Source organism: Microbacterium sp. LjRoot205 (assembly GCF_056175745.1).
In genome coordinates this window covers 120942-136769 of record NZ_JBGFFH010000009.1, presented here as the reverse complement: position 1 = coordinate 136769, position 15828 = coordinate 120942, and the positions used below count along the sequence as shown (strand labels likewise).

At 69.0% G+C, this 15828-nt stretch carries 12 protein-coding genes; 9 read left to right on the top strand and 3 right to left on the bottom strand.

The features are described 5' to 3' along the window. Positions 1-17: 17 nt before the first annotated feature. A complete protein-coding gene (locus tag AC04ME_RS16245; protein ID WP_475436015.1) occupies positions 18-1289 on the top strand; it encodes a GNAT family N-acetyltransferase in 1272 nt (423 codons plus the stop codon). Between the two features lie 27 nt (positions 1290-1316). Here the strand turns inward: AC04ME_RS16245 and AC04ME_RS16240 are convergent, their stop codons facing one another. Next, on the bottom strand, positions 1317-5000 hold the full coding sequence (locus AC04ME_RS16240; RefSeq protein WP_079112599.1) for a multifunctional oxoglutarate decarboxylase/oxoglutarate dehydrogenase thiamine pyrophosphate-binding subunit/dihydrolipoyllysine-residue succinyltransferase subunit: 3684 nt from the start codon (positions 4998-5000) through the stop codon (positions 1317-1319). A 159-nt stretch (positions 5001-5159) separates the two neighbouring features. Here AC04ME_RS16240 and guaB1 point away from each other — a divergent pair, with 159 nt between their 5' ends. The 3 genes from guaB1 (at position 5160) to AC04ME_RS16225 (ending at position 9103) form a co-directional block, all read left to right on the top strand. Then, positions 5160-6614, top strand: coding sequence for a GMP reductase (guaB1, locus tag AC04ME_RS16235; protein ID WP_475436013.1), 1455 nt, complete (start codon positions 5160-5162; stop codon positions 6612-6614). A 114-nt stretch (positions 6615-6728) separates the two neighbouring features. Further along, on the top strand, positions 6729-8045 hold the full coding sequence (locus tag AC04ME_RS16230) for a hemolysin family protein (RefSeq protein ID WP_475436011.1): 1317 nt from the start codon (positions 6729-6731) through the stop codon (positions 8043-8045). After that, a complete protein-coding gene (locus AC04ME_RS16225; RefSeq protein WP_042541907.1) occupies positions 8042-9103 on the top strand; it encodes a hemolysin family protein in 1062 nt (353 codons plus the stop codon). Before AC04ME_RS16230 ends, AC04ME_RS16225 begins: the two co-directional genes overlap by 4 nt. 63 nt (positions 9104-9166) lie before the next feature. On the opposite strand, the gene AC04ME_RS16220 is transcribed toward AC04ME_RS16225, so the two are convergent. Beyond that, the gene (locus tag AC04ME_RS16220; protein ID WP_367820943.1) at positions 9167-10234 is read right to left on the bottom strand and encodes an NADH:flavin oxidoreductase/NADH oxidase; all 1068 of its coding nucleotides are present in this window, start codon (positions 10232-10234) and stop codon (positions 9167-9169) included. A gap of 56 nt (positions 10235-10290) precedes the next feature. Between AC04ME_RS16220 and AC04ME_RS16215 the strand changes: the two genes are divergently transcribed. The 5 genes from AC04ME_RS16215 to AC04ME_RS16195 are packed head-to-tail and all read left to right on the top strand — an operon-like array spanning position 10291 to position 14566. Next, a complete protein-coding gene (locus AC04ME_RS16215) occupies positions 10291-11127 on the top strand; it encodes an NAD(P)H-hydrate dehydratase (protein WP_475436009.1) in 837 nt (278 codons plus the stop codon). After that, positions 11124-12362: a hypothetical protein gene (locus AC04ME_RS16210; RefSeq protein WP_228385682.1), complete on the top strand. Its 1239-nt coding sequence runs from the start codon at positions 11124-11126 to the stop codon at positions 12360-12362. The genes AC04ME_RS16215 and AC04ME_RS16210 overlap by 4 nt, the downstream gene beginning before the upstream one ends. A 4-nt stretch (positions 12363-12366) precedes the next feature. Continuing rightward, on the top strand, positions 12367-12699 hold the full coding sequence (locus AC04ME_RS16205) for a thiamine-binding protein (RefSeq protein WP_042541904.1): 333 nt from the start codon (positions 12367-12369) through the stop codon (positions 12697-12699). 9 nt (positions 12700-12708) lie between these two features. Further along, positions 12709-13929: an MFS transporter gene (locus AC04ME_RS16200; RefSeq protein ID WP_042541903.1), complete on the top strand. Its 1221-nt coding sequence runs from the start codon at positions 12709-12711 to the stop codon at positions 13927-13929. A 28-nt stretch (positions 13930-13957) separates the two neighbouring features. After that, complete coding sequence (locus tag AC04ME_RS16195) at positions 13958-14566, top strand: NUDIX hydrolase (RefSeq protein ID WP_042541902.1); 609 nt, start codon at positions 13958-13960, stop codon at positions 14564-14566. Here the strand turns inward: AC04ME_RS16195 and metX are convergent. Continuing rightward, complete coding sequence (gene metX / locus AC04ME_RS16190; RefSeq protein ID WP_042541901.1) at positions 14563-15771, bottom strand: homoserine O-acetyltransferase MetX; 1209 nt, start codon at positions 15769-15771, stop codon at positions 14563-14565. The two genes, AC04ME_RS16195 and metX, sit on opposite strands and share 4 nt — an antisense overlap. Between the last annotated feature and the right edge of the window lie 57 nt (positions 15772-15828).

Below are 15828 nucleotides of genomic sequence, written 5' to 3'. Positions count from 1 at the left end.
TCCCATAGGGTGGAGGAATGACCGACGCGCTTACCGTCCCCGTTGATCCCGTGTCCGCTGGGCGCCTGGCCGCGAAGAATCTCGTCTACCGACTCGTCGACAACGGCTCGGATGCTGACACCGAGGCCTTCCTGCGGGCAGAGGCGCGGGGGTTCCTCGATGCCGATCCCACGCCGGAGCAGATCGCCGCAGACCGCGCACTTCTCGCGACGCGGCGCAACGTCGGCGTGTTCGAGGAGAATGCCCCTGACGGCGCCTTCCCCGTCGCCACGGTCAACTCGTGGGTGACTCCGCTGACCGTGCCCGGCGGCGAGGTGGGGATGTGGGCGATCAGCGCTGTCACGGTCTCGGGCACTCATCGTCGCCGCGGCATCGCGCGGAACCTGCTCGAAGGCGAGCTGCGTGCCGCCGCAGGCGCGGGTGTCGCTGTCGCCGGCCTCACCGTCTCTGAGGCGACGATCTACGAGCGGTACGGGTTCGCTTCCGCGATCCCCGCAGCCAAGGTGTCGATCGACGCGCCGAGGGCGGGATGGAACGGCCCGGCGACCGATGGCCGCGTCGAGTACGTCGAGCGCGAGACGCTTCAGAAGGACCTGTCCGCTCTGCATGAGCAGGCGCGAACCCAGCGTTCGGGGCAGATCGCCGGGTGGGACGCGCGCTGGGAGCGGATCGCCGGGCTGTCGGTGGGACACACCGCGCCACGAGCCGTTCGAGGCGTGCGTTACGTCGACGCCGACGGAGCAGTCCGGGGTGCGATGGCGTACACGCTCAAGGAGGTCGCGGGGAGTTTTCGCGCGGACATGGAGATCCACCACCTGACCTCGACCACGACGGATGCCTTGGCCGCGCTCTGGAGATTCGCTCTGCAGCACGACCTGGTGTCGAAGGTGGTGGTCGACCTGCGCCCGATCGACGATCCGATCACCTGGCTCGTCACCGACCAGCGAGGCGTGGACCTCACCCCTCACGATCACGGGTGGCTGCGCCTCCTCGACGTGCCCGCTGCGCTCAGCGCCCGCACGTATCGAGCGCCCCTCGATGTCGTGTTCCGAGTCGAAGACCCTCTCGGTTTCGCCGAAGGCTCGTGGCGACTGACCTCGGGTGCCGACGGTACGGCGGATGTCACACGGGTCGACGACGGCGCAGAGGCCGACGTCATTCTCGGCGTGGGGGCTCTCTCGTCGATCTACGCGGGCGGGGTCAGCGCTGTTAGGCTCCGCGCGGCCGGCCGTCTGCACGCATCGACGGAGACGGCGGCAGCGAGAGTGGGGCTCACGTCATCGCCGTGAGCCCCTCTCCGTTTTCTCCGACAGCCGTCAGCTGATGGTGAGGGCGTCTCGCAGGAGCTTCGCCTGTTCGGCCGCGTGCACCTTCGACGAGCCGGTCGCCGGCGATGCCGACGCGGGACGCGACACCGGGCGGAAGCTGCGGTCACCGGGCACATCGGCGAATGCGAGAGCAAGGAACGGCCATGCCCCCTGGTTCTCCGGCTCTTCCTGCACCCACACCAGCTCGGCGTTCGGGTACGAGTCGGTGATGGCCTTCAGACCGTCGATCGGCGTCGGGTACAGCTGCTCGAGCCTGACCAGCGCGATCTCGGGGTTCGGGTTCTTGTCGAGCTCGGCCTTGAGATCCCAGTGGACCTTGCCCGAGTGCACGAGCACGCGCTTCACCGCGTTGCGGTCGAGACCGCGGTTGTCGTCGAGCACGGGCTCGAAGCGGCCCTGGGTGAAGGCCTCGACAGGGCTCGTCGCACCCCGCAGGCGCAGCATGGCCTTCGGGGTGAAGACGATGAGCGGCTTGCGCGGACGGGCGTAGGCCTGACGGCGCAGCAGGTGGAAGTACGACGCGGGCGTCGAGGGGCGCGAGACGATCATGTTGTCCTGCGCGCACATCTGCAGGAAGCGCTCGATGCGCGACGACGAGTGGTCCGGTCCCTGGCCCTCGTAGCCGTGGGGGAGGAGCAGGGTGACGCTGGACTGCTGTCCCCACTTCTGCTCGGCCGCCGAGATGTACTCGTCGATGACCGACTGGGCGCCGTTCACGAAGTCGCCGAACTGGGCTTCCCACAGCACGAGTGCCTCTGGAGCCTCGACCGAGTAGCCGTACTCGAAGCCGAGCGCGGCGTACTCGCTCAGGAGCGAGTCGTAGACGAAGAAGCGCCCCTGCGACTCTGACAGGTTCGACAGCGGCAGCCACTCCTGGCCGTTCGCGCGGTCGTGCAGTGTCGCGTGACGCTGCACGAACGTGCCGCGCCGCGAGTCCTGCCCCGCGAGCCGCACGGGCGTGCCCTCGACGAGGAGCGAACCGAAGGCGAGCAGCTCGCCGAAGCCCCAGTCGATGTTGCCGTTGCGGCTCATGTCGAGACGCTTCTCGAGCTGCTGCTGGAGCTTCGGGTGAACGGTGAAGCCCTCGGGCTTGTTCACGAACGCGTCGCCGATGAGCTGGATGACCTCGTTCGAGACTCCGGTGATCTCCGGGGCGCCGACCTGCTCGTCAGCCGGAGGCAGGTCCTGAGCGACCGGGTTGGCGCCGGTCTCTGCAGCGTGGGTCTCGGCGAACGCGATCTCCAGACGGTTCTGGAAGTCCGCCTTGGCCTCGTCGTACTCCTCTTCGGTGATGTCGCCGCGACCGACGAGCGACTCGGTGTAGAGCTTGCGCACCGATCGCTTCGCCTGGATCAGGTCGGTCATCAGCGGCTGCGTCATCGAGGGGTCGTCTCCCTCGTTGTGCCCGCGGCGTCGGTAGCAGACGAGGTCGATGACGACGTCGCGGTGGAACCGCTCGCGGTACTCGAAAGCGAGCTGCGCGACGTGGATGACGGCTTCGGGGTCGTCGCCGTTCACATGGAACACCGGCGCCTGGATCGTCTTCGCGACATCCGTCGAATACACCGAGCTGCGCGAATCGTTGGGGAGGGTGGTGAAGCCGACCTGGTTGTTGACGACGACGTGGATCGTGCCGCCGGTGCGGTATCCGCGCAGCTGAGACATCTGCAGAGTCTCGACGACCACACCTTGCCCGGCGAACGCCGCGTCGCCGTGCACCAGGATCGGCAGCCAGGCGAACGTGCCGATCGGCTTGCGGTCCTGCTTGGCGCGGACGATTCCCTCGAGGACGCCGTCGACGGTCTCGAGGTGAGACGGGTTCGCGGCGAGGTAGACCGGGAGCTCGGATCCGTCGTCGGCGACGAAGGTGCCCTCGGTGCCGAGGTGGTACTTCACATCGCCGGAGCCGCGCTGGTTGCCGGGGGTCTGCGTGCCCTCGAACTCCTGGAACACGTGGCCGTAGGTCTTGCCCGCGATGTTGGTCAGCACGTTCAGACGGCCGCGGTGCGCCATGCCGATCGCGGCGCCCTCGAGGCCGGAGGTGGCCGCACCCTGGAGGATCTCGTCGAGCAGCGGGACGAGCGATTCGCCGCCCTCGAGCGAGAATCGCTTCTGACCGACGAACTTGGTCTGCAGGAAGGTCTCGAAGGCCTCGGCCTCGTTGAGCTTGCGGAGGACCCGCAGCTGCTCGTCGTGGCCGGGCTTCTGGTACTTGACCTCGACCTTCTCCTGGAACCAGCGACGCTGCTCCGGGTCCTGGATGTGCATGTACTCGATGCCGAGCGTGCGGCAGTACGAGTCGCGCAGGACGCCGAGGATGTCACGGAGCTTCGCGACCCGTCGGCCGCCGAACCCGCCGGTGACGAACTCGCGGTCGAGGTCCCAGAAGGTGAGGCCGTGGCTCTCGATCTCGAGGTCGGGGTGCGAGCGCTGGACGTACTCGAGCGGGTCGATGTCGGCCATCAGGTGTCCGCGCACCCGGAACGAGTTGATGAGCTCCTGCACGCGGGACTGCTTGTCGACGCGCTCGGCGAGGTCGACCGCGATGTCGGGGTTCCAGCGGATCGGCGAGTACGGGATGCGGAGAGCAGCGAAGATGTCGTCGTAGAAGCCGCGCTGGCCGATCAGCAGCTCGTGCACCTTCTTGAGGAACTCGCCGGAGCCGGCGCCCTGGATGACGCGGTGGTCGTACGTGCTCGTCAGCGTGATGGTCTTGCCGATCGCGAGCTCGTTGAGCGTCTTCTCGCTCGCTCCCTGGAACTCCGCCGGGTACTCGAGCGCACCGGCGCCGATGATGCATCCCTGCCCCTTCATGAGGCGGGGGACGGAGTGCACGGTGCCGATGCCGCCGGGGTTGGTCAGCGACACGGTCGTGCCCTGGAAGTCTGCGGCCGTCAGCTTGTTGTTGCGGGCGCGCGTGACGAGGTCCTCGTATGCGACGAGGTACTCGCTGAACGTCAACGTGTCGGCGCGCTTGATGCTGGGGACCATGAGTGCGCGCGTGCCGTCGGGCTTCGGCAGGTCGATCGCGATGCCGAGGTTGACGTGCGCCGGTGCCACGACCGAGGGCTTGCCGTCGATCTCGGCGTAGAAGACGTTCTGGCTGCGGAACTCGTCGAGCGTGCGGATGAGCGCCCAGCCGATGAGGTGGGTGAAGCTGATCTTGCCGCCGCGGGTGCGCGCCATGTGGTTGTTGATGACGATGCGGTTGTCGATCATCAGCTTCGCGGGCACCGTGCGGACGCTGGTCGCGGTGGGGACGGTCAGGGACTCGTCCATGTTCGCGGCGAGGGTCTTGGGCAGACCGCGGAGCGGCGTGACCTTGTCTTCCTCGACGGGATCTGCCGACTCCGGTGCCTCGGCCTTCGCCGCGGGCTTCGGGGCCTGCGCCGGAATCGGCGCCGCGGCGGCAGGCTTGGTCGTGGTCCGCGCCACGGGCTGTGCGCCGATGACGGGGATGGGGGCTGTCACCGGATGCGCGGGCTGCTCGGCAGCGGGTGCGGGAGCCGCGGTGCCGGTCGCGGCATCCGACTGGTACTTCTCGAGGATGGGCCACCACTCCTTGTCGACGGAGTCGCGGTTCACCTTGTACTGCTCGTAGAGCTCTTCCACGAGCCAGGAATTGGCTCCGAACCCCCCGTCGCCCCCGACGCCGGTCACCTGGTTCGACACGCTCGATCGCCCTCTTTCATCGCTGAAGTCCACGTATGCACAGCAGGACGCGTGATGCGTCCGGGCCCGCACACTCTCGACTTCCAAGCCTAACGTGTTTCCTCGCGCATTCGTCGAAGGCATGCGCCCTCGACGCCGCTATCTGAGTACCGTGGGGGTATGGAGTTCTCCGGTGAGTCACCCACAGTCGATCTGACCTATTCCGACGTGTTCCTCGTGCCGCGACGATCCGCCGTCACCAGCCGTCTGCAGGTCGATCTGGCCCCGCAGGACGGCACCCCGGCCACCCTGCCCATCGTGGCCTCGAACATGAACTCCGTGACCGGCCCCCGGCTCGCGGCGGTGCTCGCGCGGCGTGGCGGACTCGGAGTGCTCCCTCAGGACATGCCGTTGCAGGGTCTCGATGCGGCGATCCGCGACGTCAAGGCGCAGCCGGTGCTGTGGGACACGCCGATCGTGCTGCCTCCCGAGGCATCGGTGTCGGACGCACTCCGGCTGATGCCTGCCACCGCAGGTCACGGCATCGTCGTGGCCACGGGCGGAGCTCCGTACGATGCCGAGCGTATTCTCGGTGTCCTGCCGGCGACGCGGCTGGCCACTGCGCTCCCGGATGCACAGCTGGGCGATCTGGTGCACGCCGGCACGCCGTCTCTCGACGCGGATGACATCGGATCAGAGCGTCATGCCTTCGACGTGATCACCGACGCGGGCGTCGACATGGTCACGATCACGCACCACGGGCACCTCGTCGGAACGCTCAGCGCGCGCAGTGCCCTGCGGTCGACGCTGTATCGCCCGGCGATGGACGGCGACGGCCGCCTCGCCGTCGCGGCGGCGGTGGGCATCAACGGAGACGTCGCGTCCAAGGCGAAGGCCCTCGCCGACGCCGGCGTCGATGTGCTCGTGGTCGACACGGCGCACGGACACCAGGAGGGAATGCTGCGCGCGCTGAGCGCCGTCGCCGCACTGAATCTCGGCATCCCGATCGTGGCCGGCAACATCGTCACCGCCGACGGCGTCAAGGACCTCGTCGAGGCCGGCGCCTCCATCCTCAAGGTCGGCGTAGGGCCGGGCGCGATGTGCACGACGCGCATGATGACGGCCGTCGGCCGCCCGCAGTTCTCCGCTGTGCTCGAGACCGCCCAGGCCGCCCGGGAGCTCGGCGCTCACGTCTGGGCGGACGGGGGAGTGCGGTATCCGCGCGACGTGGCGCTCGCGCTCGCCGCGGGCGCCGCGTCCGTGATGGTCGGCTCCTGGTTCGCGGGGACGATCGAGGCGCCGGGCGAGCTGCAGAGCGACGCCGAGGGCCGCATCTACAAGGAATCCTGGGGCATGGCCTCCACCAAGGCGGTTCAGGCTCGGTTCGGCCGTCTCGATGCGTATGAGCGTGCCCGCAAGGAGCTGTTCGCAGAGGGGATCTCGTCCTCGAAGATCTACCTCGACCCGCTGCGCCCAGGACTCGAGGACCTGCTCGACATGATCACATCGGGCGTGCGCTCGTCGTTCACCTATGCCGGGGCATCGTCGGTGCCCGAGTTCCACGAACGTGCGCTCGTCGGGCTGCAGTCCGCCGCCGGATACGAAGAGGGCAAGGCCCTCCCGGTCAGCTGGTAGTCGTCTGCGCGCCGACCCACTGCGATCCCGTAGAATCGTGGACACCATGGACGACCCTCCCAGTTGTAGTACATCGCCCCATTGCCTGCCTCCCCGTGTCGGGAGGAACGACTGATGGACTACATCCTCTTGGGCGTGGGGCTTCTGCTCACCGTGGGCACCGGGCTGTTCGTCGCGAGCGAGTTCGCCCTGGTCAATCTCGACCGCGCCGATCTCGAGGCCCGTCAGTCCCGCGGCGAATCCCGCCTGTCGCTGACCATCAGCGCCCTCAAGCACACCTCGACCCATCTGTCGTCCGCTCAGCTGGGCATCACCCTGACGACGCTCCTGACCGGGTACACGATGGAGCCGGCGCTCTCCAACCTCCTCGGCCCGACTCTCGTCGAATGGAGCATCCCTGAGGCGGCCGTCGGTCCGATCGCGACGATCGTCGCGATGCTGGTCGCCACCGTGCTGTCGATGATCCTCGGTGAGCTGGTGCCCAAGAACTTCGCCCTGGCGCTGCCGCTCGCGACCGCGAAGCTCGTCATGCCGTTCCAGGTCGCGTTCACGACCGTCTTCAAGCCGGCGGTCGTGGTGCTCAACGGCAGTGCGAACGGGGTCCTGCGGAGCATGGGCATCGAGCCGAAGGAAGAGCTGTCCGGTGCGCGCAGCGCCGAGGAGCTCTCTTCTCTCGTGCGTCGCTCGGCGAGTGCCGGACTACTCGAAGCCGACACCGCGAGCCTGCTCGATCGGACGCTGACGTTCTCCCGCCTGACGGCCGCCGACGTGATGACGGCTCGTCCGAGCATGCACGCCCTCGCGGTCGGCGACTCGGCCGACGACGTCATCCAGCTCGCCCGTCGCACGGGACACAGCCGCTTCCCCGTGTACGACGACGACCTCGACGACATCACGGGTGTCGTGCACCTGAAGGCCGCGATCTCCGTCCCGCGTGATCGACGAGGCGAGGTGCCGGTCGGCGCGCTCTCGACCGATCCGCTCCGTGTCCCGGAGACGGTGCACGTCGACGCGCTCATCTCCGAGCTCAGAGCCCGCGGATACCAGCTGGCCGTCGTGGTCGACGAGTACGGCGGCACCGCCGGTCTCGTCACGCTGGAGGACCTGGTGGAGGAGCTCGTGGGCGAGGTCTCGGACGAGCACGACCGCACGCGCGCCGGAGTCGTCCGCGGGCGAGACGGCATCACCTTCCCGGGAGAGCTGCGGCCGGACGAGTTGCGACGCAGAGCGGGGGTGGAGGTTCCGGAGGGTGACGTGTACGACACCGTGGCCGGCTACGTCATGAGCGTCCTCGAGCGCGTGCCGTCGGTGGGTGACGAGGTCGACCTCGACACGGGCAAGCTCCAGGTGGTCCGCATGGACGGTCGTCGTGTCGACCGCATCCGCTACGTCCCGAATCAGGATCTTCCCGCAGAGGTGGTCGGACGATGAACGACTGGGGAGGACTGGCCTGGCTGGTCGTGCTGCTCGTGGCGAACGCGTTCTTCGTCGGCGCCGAGTTCGCGGTGATCTCCGCGCGCCGGTCGCAGATCGAGCCCAAGGCCGACCGCGGGTCGCGCGCCGCCAAGACCGCGCTCTTCGCGATGGAGCACGCGACGCTCATGCTCGCGACCTCGCAGCTGGGCATCACGATCTGCTCGCTGCTGATCCTGAACGTCTCCGAACCCGCGATCCATCACCTGCTCGCCGTGCCGCTGCACGCGCTCGGCTGGTCGGACGGCGTCGTCGATGCCGTGTCGTTCGCGATCGCTCTGCTGATCGTGTCGTTCCTGCACGTGGTGTTCGGCGAGATGGTGCCGAAGAACCTCGCGTTCTCGGTTCCGGAGCGCGCGGTGCTCATCCTCGCGCCGCCCCTCGTGATGGTGTCGAAGATCTTCATGCCGGTGATCTGGCTGCTGAATGCGGCGGCCAACGGCGTGCTCCGGCTGTTCCGGGTCGAGCCGAAGAACGAGGCCGCGTCGACGTTCACGCTCGACGAGGTCGCGACGATCGTCGATCAGTCCCGGCGAGAGGGCGTGCTCACCGACACGGCGGGCACTGTGGCGGCAGCCGTGGAGTTCACCGACAAGAAGGCTCGCGATGTGGCTGTTCCGCTCAGCGATCTCGTGACGCTTCCGCAGTCGGCGACTCCGGATGACGTCGAGAAGGCCGTCGCCCGCTACGGGTTCTCCCGCTACGTGATCGTCGACGACGAGGGAACCCCTGTCGGATACGTCCACCTCAAGGACATCCTGCGGGCGTCCGACGGACCCGGTGCTGCCGAGAAGCTGGTCGAGCCGCTGCCCTCGAAGCGGATCAACCACATGGTCCCGGTGCAGGAGGACACCGATCTGGAGGACGCTCTCGCCGTGATGCGCCGAGCAGGGCGTCACCTGGCGAAGGTGCGGGACTCCCAGGGGCGCACGACTGCCGTGCTCTTCCTCGAGGACATCCTCGAGGAGCTCGTGGGAGAGGTGCAGGACGCGACCCGTCGCATCCGCGGTCACTGACCCGCGATCACCGAGAAGCCCCCGAGTCCATGCGGACCCGGGGGCTTCTGTGCGGGGTGGCGATCAGCGCCAGCGCGCCCGCTCGTACTGCGGCGGCCAGGTGATCTCGGCGCCGAGCTCATGGGCGGCCCTGAGCGCGAAGTGCGGGTCGCGCAGCCACTCGCGACCCGCGAAGATCGCATCGGCCGCACCGTCGGCGAGCACCTGCTCGGCCTGTTCGGCGGCGGTGATCAGTCCGACCGCCGACACGGGGATGCGTCCGCCCTGGCGCACGTTCTCGGCCAGCGGCACCTGGTATCCGGGGAACACGCTGATCTGCTGGTGCGCCACGAGCCCGCCGCTGGAGACATCGATGAGGTCGGCTCCGTGCTCGGTCGCCCAGCCGCTCACGATCGCCGCCTCGTCGGGGGTGAATCCGCCCTCGGCATGATCGGTCGCCGAGATGCGCACGAAGACGGGCACCCCGTCTCCGGCGACCTCGCGGATCGCGCCCACCACCCGGAGGAGCAGTCGAGCGCGGTTCTCGAGAGAGCCGCCGTACTCGTCGTCTCGCAGATTCGAGAGCGGAGAGAGGAACTGGTGCAGCAGGTATCCGTGCGCACCGTGCACCTCCAGCACGTCGAAGCCGGCGTCGAGGGCACGGCGGGTCGCGCTCGCGAACCCTTCGACGACGGCGTCGATGCCGTCCTGGTCGAGCGCCGCAGGCTCCGCGAAGCCATCGAAGGCGATGTCGGAGGGCGCGGTGGTCGTCCATCCGCCGTCCGCCGCCGGTACCGATCCGCGCGCGTCGGCCCAGGGCCACCAGGTCGACGCCTTGCGGCCGGCGTGCGCGAGCTGGATGCCCGCGACCGCGCCACGTGAATGGATCGCCTCGACGACCGGCACCCACGCGTCGCGCTGCTCGTCGTTCCAGAGGCCGGCATCCCGTGGCGAGATGCGGCCCTCGGGGACGACGGCTGTCGCCTCGGCGACGATCAGACCGGCTCCGCCGGAGGCGAACTGGGCGAGGTGGGTGTGGTGCCATTCCTGGACGACGCCGTCGATCGCGCTGTACATGCACATGGGAGACACCCAGAGCCGGTTGCGGAACGTGACGGAACGGATGCTCAGCGGGGAGAAGAGAATGCTCACCCCTCGACGCTACCGGCCGGGTGGGGCGGTGCGGGCCGCCGCACTAACGTGGAGTCATGCCCGACGCACGTGACTGGTCCCGCGAAGACACCGCACGCTTCCTGCGCGTGCCAGGCGCGGATGACGACAAGTACTCCCGGGGCGTCGTCGGCCTGCGCACCGGATCGTCCGCCTATCCGGGTGCCGCGGTGCTCGGCGTCGAGGCGGCGTGGCGCGCCGGTGCGGGCTTCGTGCGCTACGTCGGCGACGGCCGAGCCGCGGATGCCGTGATCGCACGACGCCCCGAGACCGTGGTCAGCCCGAGCATCGCGGGTGCACGCGTCGGCGCCTGGGTGATCGGATCAGGGACGGATGCCGCGAGCAGGAGCCCCGAGACGGAGCGCGAGCTGCGCGACCTGCTCGACGGGCAGGTGCCGGTGGTCGTCGACGCGGGGGCGCTCGACCTGGCGCGAGGGAGTCGTGCCCCGCGCGTGCTGACGCCGCACGGCCGTGAGTTCGAGCGCCTGCAGGATCAGCTCGGATACGGCACCCGTGACGACCGCGCCGACGCCGTCGCCCGGGTGGCGCACGACCTCGGCGCCGTCGTGCTGCTCAAGGGCGCACAGACGCTGATCGCGGATCCGGACGGACTGCTGATCCGGGTGGAGGCGGGCACCGGCTGGCTCGCGACTGCGGGCACCGGTGATGTCCTGGGCGGCGTGCTCGGGGCGCTCCTCGCCGCGAACGCCGACGCACCGCTGGCTGAGGTCGCAGCCGCGGCCGCGTGGTTGCATGGTCATGCCGGTGTCCTCGCGGCTGGTACGGGCGCGGATGGCCGCGCGACGGGACATCCGATCGTGGCGCTCGATGTCGCAGAGGCGCTGCCTCGCGCATTCTCGGACGTCGTCGCGTGAGTCGCACCGTCTCGATGCGTCTCGTCACGCTGTGGAGCGCGTTCGGACTCGTGCACCTCTTCACGGCGGTCGCCGGCTGGCTGTATCCGAGCCAGCCGATGGGCGACGTGGTGCTCGTGTACGAACCGTGGTCGTCGGCGGCGCTGTCGGGCGGGGCCATCGTCGGAGTCACCGAGACGTGGGTCTATCCGCAGCTCGCGCTCGTGCCCATGCTGCTCGCGAAGATCCTGTCGACACCGCTCATCGCGGTGATGGGGGCCTCCGGGGCGTATCTGATCGCGTGGGCGGTGCTCGTCACGGTGCTCGATGCGATCGCCTTCGCGGTGCTCGTCGGGCGTTCGCCGTCGCAGCCTCGGCGGATGGCCGCCTGGTTCTGGATCACCGCCCTGCTTCTGCTGGGACCGATCGCGATGTACCGCATCGACGCGATCACGGTGCCGCTCGCGGTGATCGGCGGACTCTGGCTGGTTCGCCGCCCCGCTGCCGCGGCAGCGCTGCTGGCGATCGGCGCCTGGATCAAGATCTGGCCGGGCGCGCTGCTGGTCGCAGCCGTCGTGGCAGCCCGAAGCCGGATGCGCGTTCTGCTCACCGCCGCAGCCGTATCGGCAGCCGTCGTCGTCGTTCTGGTCGCCTTCGGAGCCGATGCCGAGATCTTCGGATTCCTGACAGAGCAGACCGGCCGCGGTCTGCAGATCGAGGCAGTGGCCGCGACCCCGTTCCTGTGGCTCGCGATCGCCGGGGCCGCCCGCATCGAGTACAGCTTCGACATCCTGACCTTCCAAATCAGCGCGCAGGGCGCGGATGCCGTGAGTGCTGTGCTCACACCCCTGATGGCTGTCTTCGTCGTCCTGATCACCGTCATCGGCGCGCTGAAGGCATCACGCGGGGCATCCTTCGCACGGCTGTTCCCTCCGCTCGCGTTGAGTCTCGTGACGACCCTGATCGTCGCGAACAAGGTCGGCTCTCCGCAGTTCCAGACGTGGCTGATCGCTCCGGCCGTCCTCTGGCTCGTTCTCGACCGCACGCGAGCGGCCGCGCCTGCGCTGCTCGTGCTCGCGCTGTGCGCGCTCACCTGCCTGATCTATCCGCTGAGCTACGACGCGCTGCTGCGTGCAGAGACGCTGCCCGTCGCCATCCTGACTCTGCGCAACATCGTGCTCGTCGTGCTCCTCGCCGTCGGCATCCGCGCCCTCGTCCGCGTGCCCGCCCATCGTTCGTCCACCACCCGGGAGTGAAACCATGCTGATCGCCTTCTCCGTCGCACCGAGCGGCGTCCCCTCCGACGGCGCCGAGCGCTCCGACGCGTCGGTCCACGATGCGGTCGCCGCCGCCGTCCGCGTCGTTCGGGAGTCGGGCCTGCCGCACCGCACGACCAGCATGTTCACCGAGATCGAGGGCCCGGACTGGGACTCGGTGATGGATGTCGTCAAGCGCGCCACCGAAGCCGTGATGCCCTTCGGCTCGCGGGTGTCGCTCGTGCTCAAGGCCGATATCCGCCCCGGCTACACCGGAGAGCTCGACGCGAAGATCGAGCGGCTCGAGGCGGCGATCGACGACGCGGACACCCCGTAGACTCGACGGGTGAATCCCTCGACTGAATCGAGGGGTGCGGCGAAGTGGGCGCTCCTCTCCCTCGCCATAGGCAGCTTCGGCATCGGCATGACCGAATTCGTCGTCATGGGCCTGCTGCCCAACATCGCCGACGAGCTGCTGCCCACGCTGTGGGCCTCCAGCCCTGAAGACGCGCTGAGCCAGGCAGGGTGGCTGATCTCGCTCTACGCGCTCGGCGTGGTCGTCGGTGCTCCGACGATCGCCGGGTTCGTCGCCCGCTACCCCCGGCACCGGGTCATGATCGGCCTGGCGCTGGCGCTGACCGTGTTCAACGCGCTCACGGTGTTCCTGCCGACCTTCGAACTCGTGGGTGCGTCTCGGTTCCTCGCCGGTCTGCCGCACGGTGCCTACTTCGGCATCGGCGCCCTGGTCGCGGCGGACGTCATGGGGCCGGGCAACCGCGCCAAGGGCGTCGCCTTCATCCTCACAGGTCTGACCGTGGCGAACGTGGTGGGAGTGCCGCTGGGAACCTTCCTCGGTCAGCTCTGGGGATGGCGGGCGGCCTTCGCGGTCGTGACGCTCGTCTTCGCCCTGGCGACGGTGTGCATCGCGTTCTTCGTGCCCGCACATCCCGGCTCGCCCGGGCGGACCATGCGCGAGGAGCTCGGCGTCTTCCGCATTCCCCAGGTCTGGTTCACCCTCGGTGTCGGCGCGATCGGCTTCGGCGGCTTCTTCGCGGTCTACAGCTACATCGCGCCGCTGGTGACCGAGGTGGCCGGCTCGCCCGAGTGGGCGGTGCCGATCGTGTTGGTGCTGATGGGGCTCGGGATGACAGCGGGCAACCTCGTCGGCGGACATCTCGCGGACATCGACCTGCGACGCACGCTGCTCTTCGGACTTGCCGCGATGGCTGTGGTCTTCGCCCTCCTCGCCGTGCTCGCATTCTGGATCGTCACCCTCGCGCTGCTCGTGTTCGTGGTCGGCTTCGTGTCTTCGGTGCTGAGCCCGACGATCCAGACCCGGCTGATGGATGTCGCCGGAGACAACCAGTCGATCGCCGCCGCGATGAACCACTCTGCGCTGAACATCGGCAACAGCCTCGGCGCATTCCTCGGCGGCGTGGTGATCGCCGCCGGATGGGGCTTCGTCGCGCCGTCCTGGACGGGTGCGGCGCTCGCGGTCGCCGGCCTCCTGATCGCCCTGCTGTCGTATCGCTCAGAGGCGCGCAGACCGGTGCTCACGGCGGCGTGAGCGGTGCTCCGCCTCGTAGAGTGAGGCTGTGACCGACCTCGACGATCTGCCCGTCGCCGGGACAGCCGTGCTGCTGCGTCCGACGCCCGAGGGCTTCGCCGTGCTGCTGATGCGTCGGCCCGATCGCGGCTCATTCGCGGGGGCCTGGGTGTTCCCCGGCGGCAAGGTGGAGCCGTCCGACCGCCGAGAGGGGGCGGATGAGAGTGACGATGCGCGCAGGGCGGCGGTTCGCGAGACAGCCGAGGAGGTCGGCCTGATCATCAGCGATCCCGTGCTGCTGTCGCGCTGGCATCCGCCGGTCGAGGCGCCCATTCGCATCCGGACCTGGTTCTTCCTGGCCTCAGCGCCTGACGACGAACCGCGGTTCTCGGTCGACGAAGTCGTCGACGTGGTGTGGCTGAGCCCGGCAGAAGCCCTGTCGCGACACGCGACGGGGGAGTGGACGCTCTTCCCTCCGACCTGGGTCACCCTGCACCAGCTCGGCCGATTCTCCTCGGTCGATGCTGTGCTCGCTTCCGGAGGGGTGGCGCAGCATTTCTCGACCCGCGTGGTCGAGACGCCGCAGGGCAGGGACTTCGAGTGGGACGGTGTGCGGCTGCGCACCGGTTCGCTGCCGTGGACGATCGACGAGAGCTAGCTCGCGAGCAGCCGTCGGAGATTGCTGCCGACCGACTCTGTCTCGATGAGAAATCCATCGTGACCGAAGTCGCTGGTCAGCACCACCGCTTCGGGGCCGTCGAGGGTGTTCGGGATGCTGCGGGCGATGCGGTGCTGGCCATCGACGGGGAAGAGCCGGTCGCTGTCGATCCCCAGCACGAGTGTCGTGGCGGTCACGGCGCGCAGCGCCTCTTCGACGCCACCGCGGTCACGGCCGACGTCGTGCGAGTTCATGGCCTCGACGAGGGTGATGTAGCTGTTCGCGTCGAAACGGCGGGTGAACTTGTTGCCGTGGAAGTCGAGGTACGACTCGACGGCGAAGCGACCGCCGTGACCGAGAGGAGACACCCCGGACTGCCACGAACGCTGGAACCGCTGGTTGAGCTCGATCGGGCTGCGGTAGTTCAGCAGCGCCATGCGTCGGGCGAGCGCCAGGCCGCGGTGCGGACCGTCGCCGTCGGCCAGGTCGTAGTACTCGCCGCCCTGGAACCTCGGGTCCATGCGGATGGTCTCGAGCTGCACCGTGTTCAGGGCGATCTGATCGGCAGTGGTGACGGGCGGGGAGGAGAGCACTGCGAGGCGGGCGACGCGATCAGGGTGCGTGACGGCCCATTCGAGGGCGTGCATCCCGCCCATGGATCCGCCGATCACGGCGGCCCAGGTGTCGATCCCGAGGGAATCTGCGAGGCGCACCTGGGCTGCGACCTGGTCGCGGATGGTCAGATAGGGGAAGCGGGAGGCCCACTCGTATCCGGAGGGCGCGATGCTGGCGGGTCCCGTGGAGCCCTGGCAGCCGCCGAGCATGTTCGGCGCGATGACGAACCACCGGTCGGTGTCGAGCGGACCTCCGGGCCCGGTCACGTCCTCCCACCAGCCTGCGGTCGGGTGCCCCGCTCCGGCGCCGCCGCGCACGTGGCTGTCGCCGGTGAGCGCGTGGAGCACCAGGATCGCGTTGTCGCGCGCGTCGTTCAGCTCGCCCCACGTCTCGAACGCGAGACGGATGCCGGGGAGCTCTGCGCCGCTCTCGGTCGCGAAGGCGCCGAACGAGGCGAAGCTGCGTCCGCCCGCCGGGTCTCCGTCGCGCCACGCGCCGGTCGCCGGTGGTCGTGCGCGAAGCAGACGCACGTCGGCCTCCGTCACGGGCGCCGAGGGCACCGTGTCTTCAGAGGTCGTCTGCCAGTCCATGCTCCCATTCTCGCCTGGCACGCGACTCGTCGGACGCACGTTACGGACCCGGGTGTG

What these genes read in the sequence shown, in the direction of transcription:
- AC04ME_RS16245 (WP_475436015.1), top strand. Translation starts at nt 18, where the DNA reads ATGACCGACGCGCTTACCGTCCCCGTTGATCCCGTGTCCGCTGGGCGC.
- guaB1 (WP_475436013.1), top strand. Translation starts at nt 5,160, where the DNA reads ATGGAGTTCTCCGGTGAGTCACCCACAGTCGATCTGACCTATTCCGAC.
- AC04ME_RS16230 (WP_475436011.1), top strand. Translation starts at nt 6,729, where the DNA reads ATGGACTACATCCTCTTGGGCGTGGGGCTTCTGCTCACCGTGGGCACC.
- AC04ME_RS16225 (WP_042541907.1), top strand. Translation starts at nt 8,042, where the DNA reads ATGAACGACTGGGGAGGACTGGCCTGGCTGGTCGTGCTGCTCGTGGCG.
- AC04ME_RS16215 (WP_475436009.1), top strand. Translation starts at nt 10,291, where the DNA reads ATGCCCGACGCACGTGACTGGTCCCGCGAAGACACCGCACGCTTCCTG.
- AC04ME_RS16205 (WP_042541904.1), top strand. Translation starts at nt 12,367, where the DNA reads ATGCTGATCGCCTTCTCCGTCGCACCGAGCGGCGTCCCCTCCGACGGC.
- metX (WP_042541901.1), bottom strand. Translation starts at nt 15,771, where the DNA reads ATGGACTGGCAGACGACCTCTGAAGACACGGTGCCCTCGGCGCCCGTG.